Source organism: Bacillus sp. SN1 (assembly GCF_002796895.1).
In the GTDB taxonomy this organism is placed as follows: Bacteria; Bacillota; Bacilli; order Bacillales; family Bacillaceae; genus Bacillus; species Bacillus inaquosorum.
This window is the reverse complement of record NZ_PHIE01000005.1, coordinates 219,152-243,041: the sequence shown is the minus strand read 5'-3', so window position 1 is coordinate 243,041 and position 23,890 is coordinate 219,152. Positions and strand designations below refer to the sequence as shown.

Here is a 23,890-nt window from a genome sequence, read left to right as displayed (position 1 = left end):
TTCTTATTTCTCAAGCAATGTGAGAGATTCGCGGTTAAATGCCGGAATATCATCCGGTGTGCGGCTTGTGACCAATTGATGTTGGCAAACGACCACTTCCTGATCCACAACGTCGGCACCCGCATTTTCCATGTCAACACGAATGGACGTATAGCCTGTTGCTTTTCGGCCATCGAGCGCTTTCGCGTTGATTAAGAGCTGCGGGCCGTGGCAAATGGCGAATACCGGTTTTTTGTCAGTCATAAACGCTTTTGTAAACTGGACGAAACGGTCATCAGCGCGAAGCTGGTCTGGTGAAAATCCTCCGGGAATCAAAAGCGCATCAAAGTCTGAAGGGTTTACGTCATCAATGGACGCGTCAACCGTCACTTCCGCGTTCCCCTGCTTGCCTTTTACTGTTTTTCCTTTTTCATTTTCGATGACAGTCAGTTCATGTCCCGCTTCTTTAAAGGCTTTCGCAGGTTCCGTGTACTCGCTGTCCTCAAAATAATCTGTCAAAACAACTGCAATGTTTTTCCCCATCATTCATAACCTCCCGCTTAATATGACTACATAAAACACTCTACCCCAGCCACACTAAAATAAACATTCCGCAGACCTGACAAGTGCTAAGCATAAATACCCAGCAGCTGTCGTTTGATGCCGTTACATAATACTCATTTTTCTCCCTTTTACAATAATCATAAAGAAACACCTACAAATAGTTACAAAATATTCTTACAATAGGAGCTGTAACACAAATTTCGTTGAAAGGTGGAGAACTGGTGAGAATACAGAAAAGACGAACACACGTCGGTAACATTCTCCGTATTCTTTTGCCCCCAATTATGATACTTAGCCTAATCCTCCCAACACCACCCATTCATGCAGAAGAAAGCGCGGCCTCTCAGGTACATCTGAGTATTTTAGCCACGACTGATATTCATGCCAACATGATGGATTACGATTACTACAGCGACAAAGAAACGACGGATTTTGGCCTGGCAAGAACGGCACAGCTGATCCAAAAGCACCGCCAGCAAAACCCAAACACCCTTCTCGTTGATAACGGCGACTTGATTCAAGGGAATCCGCTGGGCGAATACGCGGTGAAATATGAAAAAGACGACATTATCTCCGGTGCGAAAACCCACCCGATTATCAGCGTCATGAATGCGCTGAAATACGACGCCGGCACACTGGGCAATCATGAATTCAACTACGGGCTCGACTTTCTGGACGGCACGATCAAAGGAGCCGATTTCCCGATTGTAAATGCCAACGTCAAAACAACAAGCGGTGAAAACCGCTATACGCCGTATGTCATTAAAGAAAAAACCGTCACCGACGAAAACGGCAATGAGCAGAAAGTGAAGGTTGGCTACATAGGCTTTGTCCCACCGCAAATTATGACATGGGACAAAAAGAATCTCGAGGGTCAGGTGCAGGTGCAGGATATCGTAGAATCCGCCAATGAAACGATCCCGAAAATGAAGACGGAAGGCGCAGATGTCATTATTGCCCTCGCCCACACCGGCATTGAAAAGCAGGCGCAATCGTCTGGCGCAGAAAACGCCGTGTTTGATCTTGCCACCAAAACGAAAGGCATTGACGCGATCATCTCGGGCCATCAGCACGGACTCTTCCCTTCCGCCGAGTATGCGGGTGCTGCCCAATTCGATGTTGAAAAAGGAACGATTAACGGCATTCCTGTCGTCATGCCAAGCAGCTGGGGCAAATACTTAGGCGTGATTGACCTCAAACTCGAAAAAACGGACGGCTCATGGAAGGTGGCAGATTCCAAAGGCAGTATTGAATCCATTGCCGGCACCGTCACATCCCGAAATGAAACGGTCACAAACACCATTCAGCAAACACACCAAAACACACTGGAATATGTCAGAAAACCAGTCGGCAAAACAGAAGCAGATATTAACAGCTTCTTTGCACAGGTCAAAGATGACCCTTCCATTCAGGTTGTGACCGATGCGCAAAAATGGTATGCCGAAAAGGAAATGAAGGATACCGAGTACAAGGACCTGCCGATTTTATCCGCTGGAGCGCCGTTTAAAGCAGGCGGCAGAAACGGGGCCAATTACTATACGAACATTCCGGCCGGAGATCTTGCCATTAAAAATGTCGGTGACTTGTATCTTTACGATAATACCGTTCAGATCGTCAAGCTGACAGGAAGCGAGGTCAAGGACTGGCTGGAGATGTCAGCAGGCCAATTCAATCACATTGATCCGTCAAAAGGCGGCGATCAAGCCTTGCTGAACGAGAATTTCCGCTCCTATAATTTTGACGTGATTGACGGCGTCACATATCAGGTCGATGTTACAAAACCGGCTAAATACAATGAGAACGGAAAAGTGGTCAATGCGGATTCATCACGGATTATCAACCTTTCCTATGAAGGTAAGCCGATCAGCCCAAGCCAGGAATTTCTCGTCGTCACAAATAATTATCGCGCATCCGGAGGCGGCGGTTTCCCTCACCTGACGAGCGATAAGATTGTCCACGGCTCCGCGGTTGAAAACAGACAGGTACTGATGGATTACATTATTGAACAAAAAACAGTCAATCCAAAAGCGGACAACAACTGGTCAATCGCACCTGTTTCCGGAACGAATTTGACGTTCGAATCCTCGCTTTTGGCCAAACCATTTGCCGATAAAGCAGATGATGTTGCTTATGTAGGCGAGTCTGCCAATGATGGCTACGGTGTGTACAAGCTGCAATTCGATGATGATTCAAATCCTGAGCCTCCTAAAGACGGACTGTGGGATCTGACTGTCATGCACACGAATGATACGCACGCCCACCTCGATGACGCAGCGAGACGAATGACGAAAATCAACGAAGTACGAAACGAAACAGACCACAACATTCTCCTTGATGCGGGAGATGTGTTTTCCGGCGACCTGTATTTCACAAAATGGAACGGTTTAGCCGATTTGAAATTCATGAACATGATGGGCTATGACGCCATGACTTTCGGAAACCATGAATTTGATAAAGGTCCGACAGTGCTTTCTGATTTTCTAAGCGGAAACAGCACAACCGTCGATCCGGCAAACCGCTATCACTTTGAAGCACCTGAATTTCCGGTCGTCAGCGCAAACGTAGATGTATCAAATGAGCCTAAGCTGACATCATATGTCAAAAAGCCGCAAACCTTTACGGCGGGTGAAAAGAAAGAGCCTGGCATCCACCCTTACATTCTGTTAGATGTTGATGGTGAGAAAGTCGCTGTATTCGGACTGACAACGGAAGATACAGCCACCACATCAAGCCCGGGCAAAAGCATCGTATTTCATGATGCGTTTGAAACAGCGCAAAACACTGTCAAAACAATTCAGGAAGAAGAAAAAGTAAACAAAATTATCGCTTTAACCCATATCGGGCATAACCGAGACCTTGAGCTAGCCAAAAAAGTAAAAGGCATTGACTTGATCATCGGCGGACACACCCACACCCTCGTTGACAAAATGGAGGTCGTGGACAACGAAGAGCCGACGATCGTGGCTCAGGCCAAAGAATACGGCCAATACTTGGGACGTGTTGATGTCGCGTTTGATGAAAACGGCGTGGTGCAAACAGACAAATCAAATCTGAGCGTGCTGCCGATTGATGAACATACAGAAGAAAACGCAGAAGCCAAAAAAGAGCTCGATCAGTTCAAAACTGAATTAGAGGATGTAAAAAATGAAAAAGTCGGCTACACGGATGTAGCGCTTGACGGCCAGCGTGAGCATGTGCGCACGAAGGAAACCAACCTCGGAAACTTCATCGCGGACGGCATGCTGGCAAAAGCGAAAGAAGCAGCCGGCGCCAGAATCGCGATAACAAATGGCGGCGGCATCAGAGCCGGAATTGACAAAGGCGACATCACACTCGGTGAGGTGCTGAACGTGATGCCGTTCGGCAACACGCTTTATGTGGCAGATTTGACCGGAAAACAAATTAAAGAAGCTCTTGAACAAGGATTAAGCAATGTGGAAAACGGAGGCGGCGCCTTCCCTCAGGTGTCCGGAATCGAATATACCTTTACATTAAACAACGAACCTGGACACCGTGTTTTAGACGTGAAATTCGAATCGCCTAACGGAGACAAAGTTGATCTGAATACGGATGATACCTACCGCGTGGCAACGAATAATTTTGTCGGCGCCGGAGGAGACGGATACTCTGTCTTCACTGAGGCATCCCATGGTGAAGACCTTGGCTACGTGGATTATGAGATTTTCACTGAACAGCTGAAAAAACTAGGAAACAAGGTCTCTCCTAAAATCGAAGGACGCATCAAAGAAGTATTCCTGCCGACAAAGCAGAAGGATGGCAGCTGGACACTTGATGAAGACAAATTTGCGATTTATGCGAAAAATGCCAACACGCCCTTTGTCTATTATGGAACACATGAAGGATCTCAAGAGAAGCCTATCAATCTTAAAGTGAAAAAAGATCAGGTCAAGCTTTTGAAAGAAAGAGAGTCAGATCCTTCATTGACGGTGTTCAACTACTGGTACAGCATGAAGATGCCAATGGCGAACCTTAAAACCGCAGACACTGCAATTGGAATCAAATCTACCGGTGAATTGGACGTGTCCATCGGAGACGTATATGACTTTACAGTGAAGCAAAAAGGAAAAGAAGTGAAATCATTTAAAGAACCCGTTCAGCTTTCACTTCGCATGTTTGATATTGAAGAAGCCCATAACCCTGCCATTTACCATGTTGATCGTAAAAAGAAAACTTTTACAAAGACAGAAAACGGATCAGTCGACGATGATATTGTCACAGGGTACACAAACCACTTCAGCGAATACACGATCTTAAATTCCGGTGAGAATAACAAACCGCCCGAATTTCCGTCCGATCAGCCGACAGGCGGTGATGACGGCAGCAATGGCGGAGGCTCTGATAAACCAGGCGGAAAACAGCCGACTGACGGGAATGGAGGAAATGATACACCTCCTGGCACAGACCCGACAAACGGCTCTGGAGGAAACGGATCGGGCGGATCCGGTACGGACGGCCCGGCTGGCGGCTTGCTTCCGGATACAGCCACATCCATGTACTCGATTCTCTTGGCCGGATTTCTGATCAGCGCGCTCGGAACGGCAATGTACTTGCATCAGAGGAGAAAACAGAATAGAGCGAATCAAGCATAAAAAAAGAGCTGCTCATTATCGAGCAGCTTTCTTTATTTAGACCCACTTCACAACATCTTCAACAGCAGATCTTGTTTTCGGACGAGGGTCTCTCACACGGTAGCCGAATGCCACCATCACAGAAATGTCGAAGCTTCCGTTTTCCAGAAGGCCTTCTTCTTCAAGAATGCGGTGAATGTGATCATACTGGAATCCTTCGATAGGGCAAGAATCAACGCCGATTTGCGCAGCGGCAGTCATCATGTTGCCAAGCGCAATATAGGTTTGTTTTGATGCCCAGTCAAACAATGTTCTGTCACTTTCAAGCAAATGCAAATCGTTTTTTTGGAACTCTTCTGTTTTGCTGAGATAGCCTTCATACACGTCCTGAGGCATTTGTTTTACTTCTTTTAAATGACGTTTGATGTAGTCCGCATCATATTTAATATCCTTCGCTGTACGCGCAAGAATCAGAACGAAGTGGCTTGCTGTCGGAAGCTGCTTTTGCGCGCCCCATGTGTATTCGCGAAGCTTCTCGCGAAATTCCGGATTTTGGACGACGACAAATTTCCAAGGCTCAAGGCCAAGTGAGCTCGGAGACAGTCTTCCAGTTTCTAAAATAAATTCAAAATCGCTGTCTGATACTTTTTTATTCGGGTCAAATTCCTTTGTTGCATGTCTAAAATTGTATGCATCCAGAATTTGTTTCTTTAGATCTGCCATGTTAAACACCTCTCCTTTTGGTTACTCTCATCTCTATTGTAGCCATTATGATAAAAAGTAAAAGTACGCACATTTTTGTTGGATAGTATCAATTTTGATACCAAATAAAAAAAAGCGCACTGCCGCAGGCAGGCGCCTTTCTCATTTTCCCCGCCGCGCAAAATCAACAAACCGGAATTTGTCGAGACGGTGTCTGCTTTCCGTATATTGAAACAGACTCGTATCCTCCAAAAAGACGTAGTTTCTTACCACGACCATATGGTCATACCCGCGTAAATCGAGCAGCTCCCTGTCCTCATCCGTACACGGCTCGGCTACAATTTCTTTTTGGGCATAGCTGATTGAAAGACCGAGCTCTCCTTCTATATATTCATAAATGGAGTTTTCACAGATTTCTTTCGTTAGGTGAGGCACATGCTTTCTGAAAAAGTAATCCTTGTCCAAAATCACATGTTCCCCGTCAATCTTTCTAGACCTGATGACTTCCCAAATGTCGTCATCCGGCTGGGCCCGGAGCTGTTTTTGGATCAGCTCTGACGGGGGCTCCAGCCCGAATTTGTGTACAGTTGTTTTCGTTTCTTTGCCAAGCGTTTGCGCGAGTTCCTTGAAACTGACAAGGCCTGAGACGGGAAACTGCATTTTTTCACGGTTGAGGACGACGGAGCCTTTCCCTCTGATTTTCTGGATATAGCCGTTTTGCGCAAGCATGTGAAGCGCCTTTCGGACCGTTTCTCTTGATGTATCATACTGTGCGGTCAACTCATGTTCAGACGGAAGAATCTCCTCCGCTTTCCACCGGCCGCCTTCAATTTGCTGTGCAATGTCTTTATAGATTGCGATGAATTTGTTCACCTTCATTATGGACCACCCAGCTTAGTTTAACACGGTTTCGTTAAACGATAAACAATGGACTCATACGGACGGAGCGTCATGTTCTGCAGTTCTTCCCTCACCTCATCGTTCGTCAACAGCACCTCTGCCTTCCACTCGTCAGGCGCTAAAGAGTCCGGCAGTGTAAAGGCTGCCTCTGTCCCGTAAAAATTATTGATGACGAGCAGCTTTTCATTGTTGCCGTGTCTGAGATACGCAAAAATGTTCGGGTCATCCTTTACGATTAACTCATATGTTCCCTCTGTCACAATGTCATATGTTTTGCGAATCTGAATCAGCTTTTGATAATGGTAAAACACCGAGTTCCGGTCCTTCAGCGCCGCTTCGGCATTGATTTCCCGATAGTTGCCGGCGACCGGTATCCATGGCGTGCCCTTTGTAAAACCGCCATTCGGCGTATCGTCCCATTGGACAGGCGTTCTGGAATTGTCGCGGGATTTCGCCTGTAAAATCGCTGTGATCTCTTGATCAGCCATTCCGTTTTCCTTAAAGGCGTGATACATGTTCAGCGATTCGACGTCCCGATAGGAGCTGATGTCCGTAAACTTCGGATTCGTCATTCCCAGCTCCTCACCCTGATAAATATAAGGCGTGCCCTGCATCATATGAATGGCGGTAGCGAGCATTTTCGCCGATTTCATCCTGTACGCGCCGTCATCTCCATATCTCGATACGACGCGCGGCTGATCGTGATTGCACCAGAACAGAGCGTTCCATCCTCCTCCAGCGTGCATCCCCGTCTGCCACTCAGATAAGATCTCCTTCAGCTTCAAAAAGTCAAACGGCGCCAAGGCCCATTTTTCACCATTTGGATAGTCAACCTTAAGATGATGGAAGCTGAACGTCATATCAAGTTCTTTATTGGCAGGATTCGTATACCGGATGCAATGGTCTACGGTCGTCGAAGACATCTCACCGACTGTCATACTGTCATAATGCGAAAACACCCTTTCGTTCATTTCATGCAGATATTCGTGCACCCGCGGCCCGTCAGTGTAAAAGGAACGGCCATCGCCTCCGTCTTCCGCATTCGGAAAGCGCTGATCTTTAGAAATCAGGTTAATGACATCAAGCCTGAAGCCGTCTATTCCCTTTTCAAACCAAAAATGCATCATGTCATAGACATGCTTTCTGACCTCTTCATTTTCCCAATTCAAATCAGCCTGCGTCACATCAAACAAATGTAAATAGTATTGGCCCGACGCTTCGTCAAGCTCCCATGCCGAGCCGCCGAATTTCGATTCCCAGTTCGTCGGAGCAGAACCGTTTTCCTGCGGGTTTTTCCATATATAAAAATCACGGTACGGGCTGTCTTTTGACGAGATCGCCTCTTGAAACCATTTGTGCTCTGTTGACGTATGATTGACGACAAGATCCATGACGACTTTCAAGCCTCTTTTATGCGCCTCAGACAGCAGACGCTCAAAATCCTCTATCGTCCCGTATTCAGGATAAATCGAGTAATAATCACGAATATCATACCCATTATCATGCTGCGGAGAGTCATAAATCGGCGTCAGCCAAAGCACATCCACCTGAAGTGTTTTTAAGTAATCAAGCTTTTCAATAATGCCGTTCAGATCGCCGACACCGTTTCCCGTCGTATCGTTAAAGCTTTTCGGATAAATTTGATAGACCACGGCTTTTTTCCACCATGGCGTTTGTTCTGTTTTCATCTGTCTCCACCACCATATTTAAATTAAAAACGGGAAAAGGGAACGTTCAACACGTCCCGCTCCCCATTGGTTATCTATGTTTGAATCTCGCATACGCGTATGTTCCGGCAAACGGCACGATCAATACAATGGCCATCCCGATTGCAAACGCGCCCCAGTACTGGCTCATGATTGAGAAAATCCCCGGCACGCCGCCGACACCGACGGAGCTTGCCAGTACACCTTGGGAAGAAATATACATTCCGGCCAGCCCTGAGCTGATCATCGCAATAATAAACGGGAATCTGTATCGAAGATTCACCCCGAAGATGGCAGGCTCTGTAATGCCGAGATAAGCAGAAATCCCTGAAGTGAGGGAGAGGCCTTTTTGTTTCTCATCCTTCACGATAAACATCATAGCCAGCGCAGACGAACCTTGTGCGATATTAGAAAGGGCCAGCATCGGCCATAAAAAAGTGCCGCCGAGCTTTGAGCCGATGAGCTGCAGGTCGACTGCAAGAAACGTGTGATGCATGCCAGTAATCACGAGCGCTGAGTAGAAACCGCCATATAACAAACCGCCCAGTGCGGCAAAAGAGCCAAACACCGAGATAAGCCCTGAAGTCAGCACGTTTCCGATCGCAAATGTAACCGGGCCGATTATGATAAAAGAGGCAAAGCCTGTTACGAGAAGCGTAATCGGCGCAACAACGAGCAGCTGTATGCCTTCAGGTGTGCGTTTTGTTAAGAACACCTCTATCTTCGCCAGCATATAGGAAGCCAGCAAAATCGGGAGCACCTGTCCCTGATAGCCGACTTTCTGCACTTCAAGTCCAAACAAATTCCATACCGGGATCTTTCCGCTTTGTTCCGCGGCTCCATAGCCCCACGCGTTCAGCAAATCAGGATGCACGAGCATCACGCCGAGCACAATGCCAAGCAGCGGATTGCCGCCGAATCGTTTGACCGCAGACCAGCCGATTAACGCCGGCAGAAACGTAAAGGCCGTGCCCGCAATCAGGTTAATCATATTAGCGAGATCCGCCCACTGCGGATAGACCTGCACAATCGACTTTGTGCTGAAGAAAATGCCTTGCGCCGTTAAAATGTTATTGATCCCCATCAAGAGCCCTGCCGTGACAATCGCAGGCAATATCGGAATAAAAATATCTGCAAGCGTTTTCACAGCACGCTGTAAAGGATTCATATTTTTTTCTGAAGCCTTCTTCACTTCATCCTTTGTTGACTCGCCAATCCCCGTTTCCTTGACCAGTTCAGCATATACTTTGTTGACCGTTCCCTGGCCGATCACGACCTGAAACTGCCCGTTTGTCGAAAACGACCCCTTCACAACGTCAATTTGATCAAGCACCTCTTGGTCAACCTTGCTTTCATCTATTAATGCAAAACGCAAACGTGTCACACAATGAGTTGCCGCTGCAATATTTTCAACACCGCCGACTGCTTCGACAATCTGCCGTGCCGATTTGTTCAGTTCCCCCATGCCAACCCCTCCGTATTCGTTTTATAACTTGTATATACAACTTATGATTATATTGTATTCCTGTATATACATGTCGTCAACAACTTTTTATAGCGCTTTCATCCTAGGCCAGGAATATTTAAAACAACGAAGTTCCCCTAAAAAGTCACAACCACTTATTGAATAAGACATTGAAAAAGCAGGGTGAGCCTCATGGATAAACGCGCGAAAAAGCGCTTCAACTCATCAAAGAGCTTAAGAAATCAGGACAGACCGATCTCTCCCGATTTGAAGGAGAACTTCGATAATCTGACTTTATTAACAGAAGGCTGCTCAGACATCGTATTTAGACAATTTAACTTTGGAAACGGGCTGTGCGGATTTATTGTTTATATCGAAGGAATTGTAAAATATGAACATATACAGGCTCACGCCCTCCGACCTTGCTTGAGGGATTTGATGGGGATCAGATAGATGAACATAATGAAGCGCTGCAAAATACACTATCGATTTCAAGCGTTGCGGCAGAAACGAGTTTAAGCAAAGGGGCTGCATCCATCAGTGAGGGAGACGCGGTTTTATTTGCCGACGGGCATTCAAAATGATTGATCTTGAAGATACGGACTTTCCTTCTTACATTCAAAAATCGACCTGAAAGCCATGTAACACCAACCGACATGTTTTCGTCGTATCCAGCTTTTGGTTCTTTCTGAATACAAAGCAGCTGATCGACTTTAACAGAATCAAGCCGATCATCAATGTATTGATTTCCCTTTTGCTGCTTTTATTCATCTTTTTGATCATCAAAAGCTAAGCGATGTTCGCCGCTAAAGCAAAACACTAAGAATTTTTGGCCTCTTTTGTCTGATAAACAGAGTTCTGTTTTGTTTTTCCTCTATCTTTCAGATAATACTGTTCAGATGTAAAAAATTCGGTATATAACGCTTTTACCTTTCTGCTCAATAACAACAGTGCAATCACATTCGGAACGAGAATAAAAGCCAATGCTAGATCCAGAAAGCCCCAGATGGCTTTTGCTCCGCCAGCAGCACCTATGATTATAGCCGCTAAATAAACGAATTTGATCACATGTCCTGCCAGCCGCCCGAATAGAAATTCAGCTTGCTTAACGCCGTAAAAAATGACAACCATAATGGTCGAGACAACAAAGAAAACGAGGGAAATCGAGACGAAGTACCCTCCTCCAGAACCGAAATAGTGCTGAAATGCAGCCGTCGTCAGTGCCGCCGGGTCATTTGAGGCATTCTTCCCTGTCCAGACTCCGGATGCAAGGACGACAAAAGCCGTGGTGGTGCAGATGATCAAGGTGTCAATGACAATGCCGATCACAGACCAGAACCCTTGCCTCACAGGGTGATCAGTCATTGCCGCCGCATGTGCAATCGGGGCTGTTCCCATTCCTGCTTCATTAGAATACAGCCCGCGGGCGAATCCCCAGCGAACGGTTTCGGCCAGTGCAGCACCTGCAAATCCTCCAACTGCTGAAGAAGAGGTAAACGCATTCGAAAAGATGAGAGAGAAAAATGCCGGCACTGATGAAAGGTTCATGAGAACAATTAGAAGACCGGCTCCCGCGTATGCCCCTGCCATAAGAGGCACGATAAACTCTGTTACTTTTCCGATCCGCTTGACCCCTCCTATCACCACTAACCCGATCAAAAATGCAATGCCGATTCCCGCGTATATTTTATTGAAAGAAAACGTTTCGGCAAGTGAGACTGAAACCGAATTCCCCTGAACCATGATACTCGGGACCAGCTCCACGATCAGCGCAACAGAGAAAAATACGCCGAGCCATTTCATGCGCAGCCCTTTTGTTATGTAATACATCGGTCCCCCGACAAATTCCCCCTGCTCGTTTTTTTCTCTGTAATGAACAGCAAGCACACTTTCAGAAAACTTAATCGCCATCGCAAATAAGGCAATAAGCCACATCCAAAAAACCGCTCCGGGACCGCCAAACATAATAGCAGCAGGCACACCGACAATATTCGCCGCACCTATTGTTGAGCTAAGGGCTGACGTCAATGCCTGAAGCGGTGTGACTGTGCCCTCTCCCTTCGGCTTTTTTCCTACGCTGCCGATCGTCTGCTTCAAAATATATAACGGATAGCGAAATTGAAAACATTTCAGCAAAATGGTGAAGTACAATCCCGTCCCCGTCAGCAAGATGATTAGCGGCGGCCCCCACAGCCAATCAGATATTCGCTCTATCCATTCCAATAGTCGTTCCATCCCATCACCCTTTTTTCGTTTATGAGTTCATTTCCCCACAGACGGAAAAACATAAACCTATAAGACTGAGAACTGCTGGAACATAAAGAGGATGGCTGTTATCAATCGCCATCCCTCAGACAGGAAAAATCAGCTGGAAGAAGGTCTGTTTCGTCCAAGCCGGTCATATACTTTATTCTTATAAAAAGCGGACGCTGGCTTTGAAAACATGCCTTTTTTGTCGACAAGCTTATCAAGCATCATCTGCTTTTCTGTTTTTTTTCTCATTAGTTGCTCGCGTTCTTTGTCGTCATAGCACTTTGCGATTAAATGGTCGATGGTCATAAGCTCTTTTTTGAGCGCACCCTCGTCCTCTGCCATTCCCGCATTTTTTAACATACGGTAGCTCATGCGGAGCGATTCGGGCAAGTGTGCCGCGTCATCTTTTGGCAGCGGCTTTCCCATTCCCGGGAGGTTTTCAAATTCTCCGTCTTTGATGGCGCGCTTAATTTTATCTTCAGACACAATATGAGAAAAATCCATCCTTCCACCTCTTTTCATTTATAGCTTATATTTTATCATACAACCGTCACAATACCATTTTATTCCTTAATTTCTAGAAAGAAACCTCTTTTTACATTTGGCAATATGTCAAAAAAACGTTGATTCGACGGCGTTTTTCGCCACTTTTATCATCGTACGATTTTCACTTTTCTAATCCGCCGATTCGTGTTATATTTGAAACGTTCGTTTTTTCTATCGTTTCGCTCGAACTGTGATCGGAAAAAAGGAGTGTAACAATGAAAACATTTATTAAAGAAAGAGGACTGGCCTTCTTCTTAATCGCGGTCGTCCTATTATGGATCAAAACGTATGTCGGTTATGTCCTGAACTTCAACTTAGGAATAGACAACACGATACAAAAAATATTGCTTTTTGTGAATCCTCTCAGCTCAAGCTTGTTCTTTCTTGGCTTTGGACTTTTGTTCAAGAAAAAATTACAGCAGACAGCCATTATAGTGATTCATTTTTTAATGTCTTTTTTACTGTACGCAAACATTGTGTACTACAGATTTTTCAATGATTTTATTACAATTCCGGTCATTATGCAGGCTAAAACAAACGGCGGCCAACTCGGCGACAGCGCATTTTCGCTGATGAGACCGACTGACGCCTTTTACTTTATCGATACGATCATTCTGATCATCTTGGCGATTAAAGTGAACAAGCCTGCCGAAACGTCGAGCAAAAAATCGTTCCGAATCGTTCTTGCGTCTTCAATTCTGGTTTTCCTAATCAACCTGGCAGTTGCGGAATCAGACCGTCCTGAATTGCTGACAAGATCATTCGACCGAAACTATCTTGTGAAATACTTGGGAACGTACAATTTTACGATTTATGACGCTGTGCAGAATATCAAATCCAACAGCCAGCGCGCGCTTGCCGATTCAAGCGACGTGACGGAAGTTGAAAACTACATGAAAGCCAATTACGACGTGCCGAATAACGTATATTTCGGCAAAGCGGAAGGAAAAAACGTTATTTATGTTTCTCTTGAATCTTTGCAGTCATTTATCATTGACTATAAAATTAACGGCAAAGAAGTCACACCGTTCTTAAATAAATTGGCACATGACAACGAAACGTTTTACTTTGATAACTTTTTCCACCAAACGGGACAAGGTAAAACATCTGATGCGGAATTTATGATGGAAAACTCTCTGTACCCGCTGGCTCAAGGTTCAGTTTTCGTAAACAAAGCGCAAAACACGCTTCAATCCGTTCCGGCAATTCTGAAGTCTAAGGATTACACATCTGCTACGTTCCACGGAAACACGCAGACGTTCTGGAACCGAAACGAAATGTACAAAGCGGAAGGCATCGATAAGTTCTTCGATTCTGCCTACTATGACATGAACGAAGAAAACACGAAAAACTACGGCATGAAAGACAAACCGTTCTTCAAAGAATCAATGCCGCTGTTAGAAAGCCTGCCGCAGCCGTTCTATACGAAGTTCATTACCCTGTCTAACCACTTCCCATTCGGAATGGATGAGGGGGATACAGACTTCCCGGCTGGAGACTTTGGTGACTCTGTCGTCAACAACTACTTCCAGTCAGCCAATTACCTTGATCAGTCCATTGAACAATTTTTCAATGACCTGAAAAAAGACGGGTTATATGATAAATCGATTATCGTGATGTACGGAGACCACTATGGCATCTCTGAAAACCACAATAAAGCGATGGCCAAAGTCCTTGGCAAAGATGAAATTACCGATTATGACAACGCCCAGCTTCAACGGGTGCCGCTCTTTATCCACGCTGCCGGCGTGAAAGGCGAGAAAGTTCATAAATATGCCGGAGACGTTGATGTGGCTCCGACCATTCTGCATTTGCTCGGAGTGGATACGAAAGACTATCTGATGTCCGGTTCTGATATTTTATCTAAAGAACACCGTGAAGTGATTCCGTTCCGTAACGGAGACTTTATTTCACCGAAGTACACGAAAGTATCCGGCAAGTATTACGATACAAAAACCGGAAAAGAGCTTGATGAATCTGAAGTCGACAAGTCAGAAGACTCACTCGTCAAGAAGGAACTTGAAATGTCCGATAAAATCATAAACGGAGACCTGCTGCGTTTCTACGAGCCGAAAGGCTTTACGAAGGTGAACCCTTCTGATTATGATTACACAAAACATGGCGAGGATTCTTCCGAAACGTCAACGGATGATGAAGATAAATAAGAAAAAGCAGAGAGGCTAGCCTCTCTGCTTTTTTTATTTCACCGCAGCTCTTAATTCCTCTGCCGCAAATTCCACATTTGGGCCAATGATCACTTGAACCGATTGCCCGCCTGATTTGACGACCCCTTTTGCGCCTGCTTTCTTGAGCAGCGCTTCATTTACTAAAGCGGTATCCTTCACAGTCAGCCGCAGTCTTGTGGCGCAATGGTCAATGGTTTGAAGGTTTTCTTTTCCGCCGAGCCCTTTCAGCATGATGTTTTCATTGACATCCTGAACTGTATTTTCATCCAGCACTTCATCAATGTCATCATCTTCCCGTCCCGGCGTTTTTAAATTCAATGCCTTAATCAGTACATAAAACACGATAAAGTATATTGCCGCATAGCATATACCTACCAGGAGCAGAAGCAGCGGTTTTTCTGCGATTCCGTAGCTGAGCACATAATCGATGGCTCCGGCTGAGAAAGAGAAACCTGTGCGGATGCCGAGCCAGTTGACGATAAATAAAGACAGCCCGGTTAAGACCGCGTGAACAGCGTATAAAAGCGGAGATAAAAACATAAATGCAAACTCAATCGGCTCCGTAATCCCTGTGATAAACGCAGTCAAAGCAAACCCGATCATCATTCCCGCCGTTGCTTTCCGTTTTGACGGCTTTGCAGTTACAACCATAGCGAGACATGCCGCCGGAAGACCGAACATCATAATTGGGAAGAAGCCGGTCATGTATGTGCCCGCTGTCGGATCTTTCGCAAAAAAGCGTGCCAGATCCCCTGTCACTCCGTTATATTCTCCAAATTGGAACCAGAAAATATTGTTCAGCACGTGGTGAAGGCCAAGCGGTATTAACAGCCTGTTGAATAGGCCGAATATGCCAGCCCCGATGCCGCCGAGTCCCAGCATCCATTCTCCAAACGCATTAATGCACGATTGAATCGGCGGCCAGACGACTCCGAAAATACCGGCTAAAATGATCGTGATAATAGCAGTTACAATTGGCACAAGCCGTCTGCCGCTGAAAAATCCGAGATATTCTGGCAGCTTTGTATCCTTGAAGCGGTTATAGGTGTAACCCGCTATTAAACCAGCAATGATTCCCCCAAATACCGCCATGTTGTTTGTTTTATCAATTGTCTTTGTCGCCGCGTCAAGCATCAGATACGATATCGCCCCTGATAAACCCGCGGCCCCATTGCTGTCCTTTGAAATGCCGATGGCAATTCCGATCGCGAAAATAAGCGGCAGATGATCAAAAACCGCCGTCCCCGCTTGATAAACAAACGGGATATTAAATACATCCTCTCTGCCAAGCGCAAGGATTATTCCAACTGCAGGCAGAACCGCAATCGGGAGCATAAAAGACTTCCCGAGCTTTTGTAAAAATGAAAGCATACCCATCCCCCTCATACCCTTTTTTTTCAAATATACCATATAAGTTATCTAGTGATCTATACCAATTTTCCCGGGGTATTTCTTTTTTCCCAGGTCCGTGTGTTTCCTATTTTTAAGACAGTTGTGGTAAGCTTAATCTATATTATTTAAAAAGAAAGCGGGAATGACAGATGATTGTAACAAACGATCAAGAATTAGAAGGCCTGAAAAAAGTCGGAAGAATCGTCGCGCTGGCGCGTGAAGAAATGAAACGGAAAGCAGAGCCCGGCATGAGCACTAAAGACCTTGACCTTATCGGAAAAGCGGTGCTTGATGAGCACGGCGCTGTTTCAGCTCCTGAGAAGGAATACGACTTTCCGGGCGTGACATGCATCAGTGTAAATGATGAAGTGGCTCACGGCATACCAAGCACCTCCAAAATATTAAAAGCGGGAGATCTTGTGAACATTGACATTTCAGCAGAATTTGGCGGTTTCTATTCCGATACAGGCGTCTCATTTGTGCTCGGTGAAGGAGAAGAACGCCTTCATAAGCTTTGCCAATGCGCGGAAGACGCTTTTCAAAAAGGGCTGCAGCAGGCAAAGGCAGGCAAGCGCCAAAACCAAATCGGAAGAGCCGTTTATCATGAGGCACGCTCTCAAGGCTTTACCGTCATCAAAACCCTGACTGGCCACGGAATCGGCAGAAGCCTGCATGAAGCGCCGAATCACATCATGAACTATTATGATCCGTTTGATAACGCGCTTTTCAAAAACGGCACAGTCATCGCGCTTGAGCCGTTTATTTCAACGAAAGCGGAAACCACTGTTGAAGCTGGAGACGGCTGGACATTCAAGACACCGGATAAAAGCATGGTTGCCCAAGTTGAACACACCATCGTCATCACAAAAGATGAACCGATTATCCTGACAAAACTGTAAAACACATTCCGGGCTGCCGGATGGTTTAACCTCCGCCAATTGCAGGTAAAACATCACTATTCTGCAGGAGGAGGTATTGCAATGAACAGAGATCAAGAAAAAATCCAAATTGAAAACGAAATGAATGCAATGCATGGCACAACAAAAGAAGAAATTTTACAAGACTTCGAGGAATTTAAAGACTACCTGAAAAAACAAGTTAACCGAGGCAAGAAGCTGGGATTGGATGACGACAAGCTTGTGAAAAGCGCCGCGATCCTGGGAGACTACCTCAAGAAGCATGAAGAGCCGCAAAACAGTGAAGAAATGCTGCTGCAAGAGCTTTGGAGCGTTGCGGACGAAGATGAGAAACAACATTTGGCACAGCTGCTGGTCAAATTGGTTGATAAACAATAAAAACACGAGCCGGGCACATATGCTGCCCGGCTTTCTTGATATTGTCACAGCCCGGCTCTTCCAGATATGCTACACTACTATTATGTCTGTGAAAGGAGCCTTTATCTGCATGTGGTTTATTATTTTCGGCATCATTTTTTTCATTGAAGGCATCATTATGACCGTTTACGGCGTGAAGAAAAAAAACGGGATGCTCACATATATCGGCATTGTGTTCAGCATTATGACATTTGGCGTTGTCATGATGAAACTAACCGGCCATTAAATCATATTCAGCTTTTACTCCGCATATACATACAGAAGAACATTCGTACAGCTAGTGCGAAAGGCTCAGTTTTTCCCGCACCTCTTTTCAGCATCTTTTCATGGATGTTACAATGCCAATCGTTTGGTAAAATCCTCTCCATTGAGAGAGATAGGGAAAGGAGTTTTCTGACATGCATTACGGCAGTAAAGGCTGGTATGTGGCAGAATTAAAAAAGCAGGGGATCACGCACCATGAAGGAAGAAAGCTTCAAAGCTATAAAACCTATTTTCTTGCCAACCTGCTTGAAACAAAGAAAAAACAATCTTAAAAATGGTAAAGCCGCGCACGTTGATATGCGCGGCTTTTTTTCTATTCAGCGGGCTGCAGCCTGTCCCTTTTTTTCATAAATGACGCTCTCCAGCTTTCCGACAGTGCGTCTTCACTTAAAATCCGCTCAATGGCAGCGAGATTTTTTGTGTCATGGTAGTTGATACGGTTTGCGAATTGGACTGATATGCCTGTCGTTCCTCTGGACAGCAATTCCAGTTTGGCGCCGGGAGCCACTCTGCCCTCTTCCAGCACGCGAAAATAAAAGCCGGTATAGCCGGTTTGCTGAACCTTCAGCACCATTTCCTTTACACCAAACTTTTTCGCCAGCTTTACACACGGCTGGCGCGGCTGGCTGACCTGAACAACAGCTTCATCAAGCTTGAACACATCCCCGATGCAAACGTTCTCCTCGGTCAGGCCCGTGACCGTCAGATTTTCACCAAATGCGGCGTTTGGCAGCGGTCTTGAGAGGAACTCTTCCCAATACGGATAATGCTCCGCCGGGTAGACACAGACAGCCTTATCAGGTCCGCCGTGATTGACGAGGTCCGCCTGTCCGTCTCCTTCAAAATTCTCCCGATACAGCATGACAGCGGAATCAGCCGGCCGCTTCATGATGCCGGTTTCGATTTTCTTTCCGTCATATTCAAGCGTCTGCGGCTTGCCTAGATTAAGAGAAAGAACTGAATAATGCGCTGGTTTCATACAAACACATCCCCTTTACAGGTTGTAAAATGATTGATTATCATAAAAAGAAAAGGTGGTTTTTACATGCTTCAATACCGAATCGTTGTAAACGGCCGGGTTCAAGGTGTGGGCTTTCGCTATTTTGTTCAAATGGAAGCCGATAAGCGAAAACTGGCCGGCTGGGTCAAAAACCGAGATGACGGCCGTGTCGAGATTTTGGCAGAAGGCCCGGAAAACGCCTTACAATCGTTTCTTGAGGCTGTAAAGAAAGGCAGCCCTTTCTCAAATGTTACCGACGTCTCTGTCACTGAATCCCGCAGCCTTGAAGGCTATCACCGTTTTTCCGTTGTTTACTCGTAAGGCTTATCCTGATAAAAGTAGTTTGGCTTAACGATTGTGTTGTCATAGGAACGGTGGAAGATATGAGTGGCAGCGGGTGAAATCGGCGGAATCAGCCACGTCCAGTCCCCCGTCAGCTTTCTGCCCGCTTCTTCCTCCTGTTCTTCAAACCGTTTAAACTGGCTTGCAGCCGTATGATGGTCAACGATGCTGACACCCTGCTTTTTATACGAGTGCAGCACAGCTTTATTCAATTCAACAAGCGCTTGATCCTTCCATAAATCCGTATTGTAATCAGTAGAAATGCCGATAACGGACGCCACTTTTTTGAGCTTGTCGTACCGCTTTTCATCTGCCAGGTTTCTCGCTCCGATTTCCGTGCCCATATACCAGCCGTTAAACGGTGCGGCATTATAATGAATGCCCCCGACCTCAAGCTTCATATCAGAAATAATCGGCACCCCGTACCATTTCAGCTCCAGATCAGAAAACGCTTCGATGTCCGGATGTGTGATTGGAACCTCGATCACAAGTGAACGCGGCAGGTCATACCAGACCGGCTGTTCGTCGCCTTTCATGCGAAAAATGAGCGGCAGCAGGTCAAAATCTGTTCGCTCTCCGCGCCAGCCGAGCTCTTCGCAGGCTGCGGTCAGGGAGCGGGAAGCCGGGTCGCCGATTCTTTCTCCGTCTGATTCATATCCAGCGTACCGGATCAGCTGATGATTCCAGATCTCGACTTGCTTTTCACCCTTCTCTTCCGGAGGGAAAATCGTAATGGTCGGCCTGATTTTCCCGTTATTGGTGGCAGTTTCAATATGATGAAAGAGGGCGTCACGCACTTCTTCCTTCGTCCGGACGTCACGTCTGTCGATGACATTCAGCGAATTCCAGAACAATCTGCCGATGCAGCGGTTGCTGTTTCTCCAAGCCATTTTCGCCCCGTGCGCAAGCTCTTCCTTCGTATGTACATAGCTTCCGGTCCGGTCAATTTCACTTTTAATGCTATCGAGACGGTCTTTCACTTCCTCTTCCTTTCCCAATTCCTGATAGCATGCGGCAATAAACCCTTTCGCTTCATTCCAGAGTATTTCTTTTTCTTCCAACAAACTCTCCCCTTCAAATCGCATTCATGCTTTTCATTGTATCGTTTTTAAGCCGGAAGACAAATGATTTTTCTGTATCTTCTTGGAAAACAATAAAAAAACACCCGCGTGTGCGGGTGTCAAAGAGACGCTAAACGATTTGCCAATTCAATTAAGTCACTGCGAAAGTTTTTGCCGTTCATCGGTATGCCATGCCCGGTCAGCAGTGCTTCCGGTTCCAGGCCGGCAAGCTTCTGAATGGATTCGGCAGCCATCTCTGTGTCAGGCGTGAAATAAGCCGGAGGCCCATGAAGCTCTTGTTTTTGAATCAGGACGTCAGCCATTTTCTCCTGTTCCACGGTAATGACTGCATCGCCTGCTACAAGCACGCGCCCGTCCTCGCGGAATAACGAAATATGGCCCGGCGTGTGTCCCGGAGTCGCAATCCACATCCAATCGTCAAGAAACGGTACAGAGCCGTCTTCCAGCAGTGTCTGCACATGTGAGGAAATATCGATGGAGTGCCGCGGAAACAGCGGCGACAGCTTGGCAACCAGCCCGCTCTTGCTGTCAGGACGAGCCGGAGGATAATCCTTTTTACCTGTTACATAAGGCATTTCCCGAGAATGGACATACACAGGAACATCCCAATGCTCAAGGATCCCTTCGATTGCCCCGATATGATCAAAGTGCCCGTGTGTGAGGATAATCGCCTTCAGCTGAAAATCATCGCCGAATCTTTGTTTGGCTTCACTCACAATCATGTCGGCTGATTGAGGCATGCCGGCATCAATTAAAACAAATGAGCGAGGTTCAGAAGGCAGCTGAATAAAATAGACATTCACAATTTGCACGGTCAAGCCGTGCACCCCTTTTGCCGCTTCGAACCCCGTTCCGCTTCTGACCGAAGTCAGCGGCATATAAGGATCACTCATGATGACACCTCCGGTATGTTGTATGCCGTTAGTGTGTGTCATTACGCTTGAATTATCATACGGAAATAGAGATCGCACCGATCAATAGAGCGGCAGCCGTCATGACGATCACTGCGAGAACCGCCCATTTCAACGCGAATTTTTGATGGTCGTCAATAGAAACCCCGACAAGTCCGACTAGCAAATGAGTAGACGGCACAAGCGGGCTCAGCATATGGATCGGCTGGCCGATGATAGAGGCTCTGGCAATTTCCACTTTATCCACACCATACGCGACAGCCGTTTCTGATAAAATCGGCAGCACCCCGTAGAAATATGCGTCATTCGGCATCAGGAATGTGAAAATGCCGCTGGTTAAGGCCACAATCGCCGGGATCAATCCGCCCATTTGTTCAGGAATCATAGACACGAGCGAAATCGCCATTTCATCAACCATTTTGGTGCCTGTCAAAATCCCCGTAAAAACCCCTGCCGCAAAAATCATTGAGCCAATAGCCAGCACGTTGCTCGAATGCGCCGAGATGCGCTGTCTCTGATGATCAAGGTTTGGATAATTCACAATCAGTGCAATACAGAACGCAATGACAAACAGTACGGTTAAACTGACTTTACCCGATACTAAACATCCTATCAAAGAAAGCGTTAACAATAAATTGAACCACCATAGCTTCGGCCGCTTCCACTCATCTTCAACCGCAGCCGCCGGTTCATTGGCATTGGCCGGCTGTTTCAGTTCAATCACCCCAAGGCGCTTTCGTTCCGCTTTTCCAAGCACATACGCAACTGCAACCATACAAAGCATCCCGCTTGCGATGACAGGAATCATCGGCCCTGTAAGTTCAGCCGGATCAACCCCCAGCGCGCTCGCCGCCCGCGGCGTCGCGCCACCCCACGGAATTGTGTTCATGATCCCCATGCCGACTCCCGCGATTCCCGCCAGGATAATCGGCCGGATGCCAAGCAGCAGATAGAGCGGAAGCATTGCGCTTGTCGTAATCATATACGTGGTCGAGCCATCTCCGTCCAAGGCGACGAGCATCGTAAGAACCGCTGTCCCGACAACAATTTTTAACGGGTCGCCTTTGACCATGCTTAGAATTTTGCCAACCATCGGATCAAACAGCCCTGTATCAATCATAATCCCAAAATATAAGATCGCAAACATAATCATGACCGCAGTCGGCGCTACCTGCTGAATCCCCGAAATCATCATGTCCCCGACTTCAGTAAATCCAAATCCGGCGATCAGCGCAAACACAATCGGCGTCAAAACTAACGCTGTCAGTACAGAAAGCCGTTTTGTCATGATCAATGCCATAAACACGAGCATCATGAGAAAGCCTAAGATTGCTAACACACCCATTCCCCCTTAAATGAATCCGCTTACATTTTTTCTCCCTTACTCCCCTTTTTGTCTTGCCTTTTTGCCATCGTATGGGAAAACCATTCGCAAGTAAATAATTTGGTTTTTTTGTATTTTTAAATTTTTAAAACCTTTTTGTTCTTTTTGATCATTTCTGGGCACATAAAAAGATAGCGTGATTGAAAACCCTTGAAGTCTAGGAAAGGCGAGCATTGGAGCAGACTTTCACAGGATGTGATGACGGCGGCATTTATGCAGAACGCCTGAGCGATTAGCCGCCGTTCCTTTCATAACTGGTAAGCACCGACGCGCAGGTTTGACAATGAATGCGAGGGTTTGTCGACAAAAAAATCCCGGAATGCCGGGATCTTAATTTCCTGTCATAATGCTTTGATAAAAAGCAGATTGCTGGTCAAGAAACCGTTTTGTTTCCCTGCTGTTCAAATAAAAGCTTTCCCAATCCTGTTCGTTTATTTTCCGCTTCCACTCAGGCGAGGATGTGACCTTCTTTAGCGCTTGATCCCAGTAAGAAATCTCTTCCTCCGACATGTTTTTCGGGCCCAAAACCCCTCTCCAATGAGAAAACACAAATGGGATCCCCTGCTCCTTCCACGTCGGAACATCAGGAAAACCGGGAAGCCTTTTATCAGACGTTACAGCAGCTAATGTGATATCGCCGTGCCGCTCATATGGTTTCGCTTCAGATAGTGTCATTGAAGCCGCTTCTATCTCATGTCTGATCAACGCCTGAATGAGCTGCTCACTGCTGTCATACTGCAGAAATTGAATGTCAAAAGGGTCAATGCCGTACATATCAGCCGCTCTGACAAACGAGAGCTGATCATCATTGCCAAGCCCCGGCGCAAAGCCGATTTTCACCTTACCGGGATGCATCTTAATCTCCTTCAGCAAATCCTTGCCGTTTGTTAACGCTGATCTTTTTGGCAATGCAACAGTCTGCCATTCCTTGGAGAGAATGGCGAGCGGAGTAAAATCGGCTGTTTTTAATTTGCTTTGCCCGAGAAGATCATTGCTCAGGATTAAACTGGACGTCATGCTGATGGTCTGTTTACTGCTTTCATTGACATATTTCCAGCCTTTCTCTCCCCCGCCGCCGGGTTTATAGACAACATGAACCTCACCCTTCACGATCTGCTTCTGCCTCAGAACAGATTGGATCGCCTGCGCTGTGACATCCCAGCCGCCAGAAGGCTCAGCGGGGACGACAATTTCAATTGGCCCGTCTGGCAGGCGCGGCGCAGCCGCCTGCCTGATGTCGCCCTGCATAAAGATCAATAGAGCAATCAATAGGATCATATACTTTTTCATA

20 protein-coding genes and 3 pseudogenes are annotated in these 23,890 nt (G+C 46.4%); 9 read left to right on the top strand and 14 right to left on the bottom strand.

Annotated elements, in window-relative coordinates; all coding sequences use genetic code 11:
- Positions 1-3: 3 nt before the first annotated feature.
- Positions 4-522: a general stress protein 18 gene (yfkM, locus tag CVV77_RS17565; protein WP_100276061.1), complete on the bottom strand. Its 519-nt coding sequence runs from the start codon at positions 520-522 to the stop codon at positions 4-6.
- A gap of 242 nt (positions 523-764) precedes the next feature.
- Between yfkM and CVV77_RS17560 the strand changes: the two genes are divergently transcribed.
- On the top strand, positions 765-5,153 hold the full coding sequence (locus tag CVV77_RS17560; RefSeq protein ID WP_100276060.1) for a multifunctional 2',3'-cyclic-nucleotide 2'-phosphodiesterase/3'-nucleotidase/5'-nucleotidase: 4,389 nt from the start codon (positions 765-767) through the stop codon (positions 5,151-5,153).
- Between the two features lie 36 nt (positions 5,154-5,189).
- On the opposite strand, the gene CVV77_RS17555 is transcribed toward CVV77_RS17560, so the two are convergent.
- The 4 genes from CVV77_RS17555 to treP all read right to left on the bottom strand — a co-directional run bounded on the left by CVV77_RS17555 (position 5,190) and on the right by treP (position 9,905).
- A complete protein-coding gene (locus CVV77_RS17555; RefSeq protein WP_019257780.1) occupies positions 5,190-5,855 on the bottom strand; it encodes an NAD(P)H-dependent oxidoreductase in 666 nt (221 codons plus the stop codon).
- Positions 5,856-5,996: 141 nt separating this feature from the next.
- Positions 5,997-6,713, bottom strand: coding sequence for a trehalose operon repressor (gene treR / locus CVV77_RS17550; RefSeq protein ID WP_084990689.1), 717 nt, complete (start codon positions 6,711-6,713; stop codon positions 5,997-5,999).
- Between the two features lie 20 nt (positions 6,714-6,733).
- Positions 6,734-8,422: an alpha,alpha-phosphotrehalase gene (treC, locus tag CVV77_RS17545; RefSeq protein ID WP_100276059.1), complete on the bottom strand. Its 1,689-nt coding sequence runs from the start codon at positions 8,420-8,422 to the stop codon at positions 6,734-6,736.
- A gap of 70 nt (positions 8,423-8,492) precedes the next feature.
- Positions 8,493-9,905 (bottom strand): PTS system trehalose-specific EIIBC component, encoded by a 1,413-nt coding sequence (treP, locus tag CVV77_RS17540; RefSeq protein WP_100276058.1) that lies wholly within the window; start codon positions 9,903-9,905, stop codon positions 8,493-8,495.
- 224 nt (positions 9,906-10,129) lie between these two features.
- Here treP and CVV77_RS17535 point away from each other — a divergent pair.
- Together CVV77_RS17535 and CVV77_RS17530 are read left to right on the top strand one after the other, a co-directional pair.
- Positions 10,130-10,486, top strand: a pseudogene (locus tag CVV77_RS17535) (spore germination protein); the annotation flags it as partial.
- Positions 10,487-10,502: 16 nt separating this feature from the next.
- Positions 10,503-10,698, top strand: a pseudogene (locus CVV77_RS17530) (endospore germination permease); the annotation flags it as partial.
- Positions 10,699-10,724: 26 nt separating this feature from the next.
- Here the strand turns inward: CVV77_RS17530 and CVV77_RS17525 are convergent.
- The 3 genes and pseudogenes from CVV77_RS17525 to CVV77_RS22720 form a co-directional block, all read right to left on the bottom strand.
- Positions 10,725-12,140 (bottom strand): alanine/glycine:cation symporter family protein, encoded by a 1,416-nt coding sequence (locus tag CVV77_RS17525; RefSeq protein ID WP_088111333.1) that lies wholly within the window; start codon positions 12,138-12,140, stop codon positions 10,725-10,727.
- Between the two features lie 129 nt (positions 12,141-12,269).
- On the bottom strand, positions 12,270-12,662 hold the full coding sequence (locus CVV77_RS17520) for a DnaJ family domain-containing protein (protein WP_003239874.1): 393 nt from the start codon (positions 12,660-12,662) through the stop codon (positions 12,270-12,272).
- A gap of 69 nt (positions 12,663-12,731) precedes the next feature.
- Positions 12,732-12,815, bottom strand: a pseudogene (locus CVV77_RS22720) (hypothetical protein); the annotation flags it as partial.
- A 104-nt stretch (positions 12,816-12,919) separates the two neighbouring features.
- Here CVV77_RS22720 and ltaS point away from each other — a divergent pair.
- Positions 12,920-14,869 (top strand): lipoteichoic acid synthase, encoded by a 1,950-nt coding sequence (gene ltaS / locus CVV77_RS17515; protein ID WP_019257772.1) that lies wholly within the window; start codon positions 12,920-12,922, stop codon positions 14,867-14,869.
- 33 nt (positions 14,870-14,902) lie between these two features.
- Here ltaS and nagE read toward each other — a convergent pair whose 3' ends face one another.
- Positions 14,903-16,261, bottom strand: coding sequence for an N-acetylglucosamine-specific PTS transporter subunit IIBC (gene nagE, locus CVV77_RS17510; RefSeq protein ID WP_088111334.1), 1,359 nt, complete (start codon positions 16,259-16,261; stop codon positions 14,903-14,905).
- 170 nt (positions 16,262-16,431) lie between these two features.
- Here nagE and map point away from each other — a divergent pair, with 170 nt between their 5' ends.
- The 4 genes from map (at position 16,432) to CVV77_RS17490 (ending at position 18,152) form a co-directional block, all read left to right on the top strand.
- The gene (map, locus tag CVV77_RS17505) at positions 16,432-17,181 is read left to right on the top strand and encodes a type I methionyl aminopeptidase (protein WP_088111335.1); all 750 of its coding nucleotides are present in this window, start codon (positions 16,432-16,434) and stop codon (positions 17,179-17,181) included.
- 81 nt (positions 17,182-17,262) lie between these two features.
- Positions 17,263-17,577 (top strand): DUF3243 domain-containing protein, encoded by a 315-nt coding sequence (locus CVV77_RS17500; protein ID WP_100276057.1) that lies wholly within the window; start codon positions 17,263-17,265, stop codon positions 17,575-17,577.
- Positions 17,578-17,686: 109 nt separating this feature from the next.
- A complete protein-coding gene (locus CVV77_RS17495; protein WP_003239883.1) occupies positions 17,687-17,842 on the top strand; it encodes a hypothetical protein in 156 nt (51 codons plus the stop codon).
- A gap of 172 nt (positions 17,843-18,014) precedes the next feature.
- Entirely contained in the window at positions 18,015-18,152 is a 138-nt protein-coding gene (locus CVV77_RS17490; protein ID WP_003239885.1) for a YflJ family protein, read from the top strand.
- A gap of 41 nt (positions 18,153-18,193) precedes the next feature.
- Here CVV77_RS17490 and CVV77_RS17485 read toward each other — a convergent pair whose 3' ends face one another.
- Positions 18,194-18,859, bottom strand: a complete 666-nt coding sequence (locus tag CVV77_RS17485) for an MOSC domain-containing protein (protein ID WP_100276056.1) — start codon at positions 18,857-18,859, stop codon at positions 18,194-18,196.
- A gap of 66 nt (positions 18,860-18,925) precedes the next feature.
- Between CVV77_RS17485 and CVV77_RS17480 the strand changes: the two genes are divergently transcribed.
- Positions 18,926-19,201, top strand: coding sequence for an acylphosphatase (locus tag CVV77_RS17480; protein WP_019257767.1), 276 nt, complete (start codon positions 18,926-18,928; stop codon positions 19,199-19,201).
- On the opposite strand, the gene nosA is transcribed toward CVV77_RS17480, so the two are convergent.
- The 4 genes from nosA to CVV77_RS17460 form a co-directional block, all read right to left on the bottom strand.
- On the bottom strand, positions 19,192-20,283 hold the full coding sequence (nosA, locus tag CVV77_RS17475; protein WP_100276055.1) for a nitric oxide synthase: 1,092 nt from the start codon (positions 20,281-20,283) through the stop codon (positions 19,192-19,194). The two genes, CVV77_RS17480 and nosA, sit on opposite strands and share 10 nt — an antisense overlap.
- Before the next feature lie 119 nt (positions 20,284-20,402).
- Positions 20,403-21,197, bottom strand: a complete 795-nt coding sequence (locus CVV77_RS17470; RefSeq protein WP_100276054.1) for an MBL fold metallo-hydrolase — start codon at positions 21,195-21,197, stop codon at positions 20,403-20,405.
- Between the two features lie 55 nt (positions 21,198-21,252).
- Positions 21,253-22,554, bottom strand: coding sequence for an Mg(2+)/citrate complex secondary transporter CitM (gene citM, locus CVV77_RS17465; RefSeq protein ID WP_100276053.1), 1,302 nt, complete (start codon positions 22,552-22,554; stop codon positions 21,253-21,255).
- 375 nt (positions 22,555-22,929) lie between these two features.
- Positions 22,930-23,889 carry a tripartite tricarboxylate transporter substrate binding protein gene (locus CVV77_RS17460; RefSeq protein ID WP_100276052.1) on the bottom strand — a complete coding sequence of 320 codons (960 nt, stop codon included), beginning with the start codon at positions 23,887-23,889 and terminating at the stop codon, positions 22,930-22,932.
- Position 23,890 lies beyond the last annotated feature (1 nt).